Genomic DNA, 1,681 nt, shown 5'->3' with positions numbered 1-1,681 from the left:
CCTTCGGCGCTGCCCGCGCCAGCCGCTTGACGCTTTCGGTCAGCCGCGCACAAATGCAGCCAAAACGGAGAATACCGTCATGAAATTGATCGTTCCCGCTTTGATTGCCGCCGCTGCCTCGATCGGCGCGGCATCCGCCCAGGACGAGCCGTCACCGTTCGCCGAACCGAACGTTAAATATCTCAGCCAGTTTGCCGAACCTCACAAGAAGGTCTTCGTTCTTGAACGCTACGATGCATCCGGCGAGCTCGTAGCTCGCGAGGTCGACGAAATCTCGTCTCCCGTCGAAATCATTGACGCGACGCATCGCAAGATCAACGGCGTCGAATATGTCTTGCGCGGCCTCACATCGTGCCCGTCCAAGAAGGTCATCTACAATCGGGTGCAGACGTGGGATTGCAAGGACGCCGCGAAAGATGACGCCGGCACGATCTACAACAAGCGCGCCAGCGTGATCCTTTGCAAGACACTGGTCCTGCGATCGACGCCCGGAACGCCCGATCCTGTGTCCTGTTTCGCCCGCGTTGGCGAAGGGTCGAACAACGATCCGTTCCTTGTCGCCAACGACGACGACTCCATGGTCTTCCAGGGTTTTGCTCAAATCGCCGTAGACAAGGAGGGCAAGGCGCTTCGCCCGGACCTCCTCGAGTCGGCCGTCATGGGAAAGGAAATGGGCCTTGGCGATACGAGCCAGTGACATTCTTTTGACGGCGACGACAATCGCCGCGACCTTGCTTCCGGCCTATGGCCAGCAGATGGCATCGAGCTTCGCCGTTCCTAAGAATATCACATTGCAGACAGGCGACACCTGGGAGTCCGATGGTCAGGTCTACCGCCTGTATGGCGTCCAGTCCTGTATACGCGGCAGTATAGCTATCGACGCCGCGGGCAATGAGAGCGACTGCGGAAGCCTTTCGTTGGCTCAGCTCGGAGGCTTGTTTCAGACGGCGACCGTGACTTGCCAACCGATCGGGCGAGCGCGGGACAACGCGATTTTCGCAGTGTGCGCCGCTGAGATCGACGGCTCGACGATCGACGTTGGTACAGCGATGATTTCTTCGGGCTTCGCCTTTGCGGCAACCTATTCCGATGGCAACGCTGTCAACGTGGGCTATGTTGTTGCGGAACTGACGGCAAAAGGCGCGGGTGAGGGCTTGTGGGCCTATAAATTCCCACATCCCGTCCAGGCGCTTTTGCGGAACTCGCAGCCCACGGCTACAAAAGGAGCTAGCCAGTGACCATGCCAGATTCTCACTACAGTCGCCCTATGACAATCGTGCATGCGGAGGGGCTGGAAGCGCAAAAGCAAGCTGAAAGCGATCTCGCCGATCTCCATAGCGGTAACGGTTGGGCCGTAGCCGCCATCATTTTCCTTTTGGCGCTCACGTGGCTTTGCAATCAATTTCCCGCTTTAGGCGATTTTCTCCTTAGTCTTTGGTATTCATGAACAGCGTCACATCCTCTGCCATCGCTCTCATGATCGGAATCGCCATAGGAATCGGCGGGACCTATGCACTGACATCGTCTGCGTCTGGAAAGTTTCAGTTGGAAATTCCCACTGAGGAAGAAGCTCGCGCGTCGCTTCAAGCCGCGAAGCCCAATGATTGGCCGAATCTGCAATTGTCGTTGGGGCAATGCGACAAAGACACCCTGGGACCCGGCGTACGATGCGCCGTTGACG

General features: G+C 57.8%; 3 protein-coding genes and 1 pseudogene. All 4 read left to right on the top strand.

Annotated elements, in window-relative coordinates; genetic code table 11:
• Positions 1 to 79 precede the first annotated feature (79 nt).
• On the top strand, positions 80 to 697 hold the full coding sequence (locus EN749_RS35275; protein ID WP_128364901.1) for a hypothetical protein: 618 nt from the start codon (positions 80 to 82) through the stop codon (positions 695 to 697).
• Positions 678 to 1,238: a thermonuclease family protein gene (locus EN749_RS35270; protein WP_128364900.1), complete on the top strand. Its 561-nt coding sequence runs from the start codon at positions 678 to 680 to the stop codon at positions 1,236 to 1,238. Before EN749_RS35275 ends, EN749_RS35270 begins: the two co-directional genes overlap by 20 nt.
• Entirely contained in the window at positions 1,235 to 1,447 is a 213-nt protein-coding gene (locus EN749_RS35265; protein WP_128364899.1) for a hypothetical protein, read from the top strand. The genes EN749_RS35270 and EN749_RS35265 overlap by 4 nt, the downstream gene beginning before the upstream one ends.
• Positions 1,444 to 1,681 (top strand): annotated as a pseudogene (locus EN749_RS38380) (hypothetical protein); the annotation flags it as partial. The gene EN749_RS35265 and the pseudogene EN749_RS38380, both read left to right, overlap by 4 nt.

It is taken from the genome of Mesorhizobium sp. M7A.F.Ca.ET.027.02.1.1, from assembly GCF_004022985.1.
Lineage (GTDB): Bacteria > Pseudomonadota > Alphaproteobacteria > Rhizobiales > Rhizobiaceae > Mesorhizobium.
The sequence above is the reverse complement of the archived record's forward strand: the minus strand, read 5'-3'. Positions and strand labels throughout refer to the sequence as shown.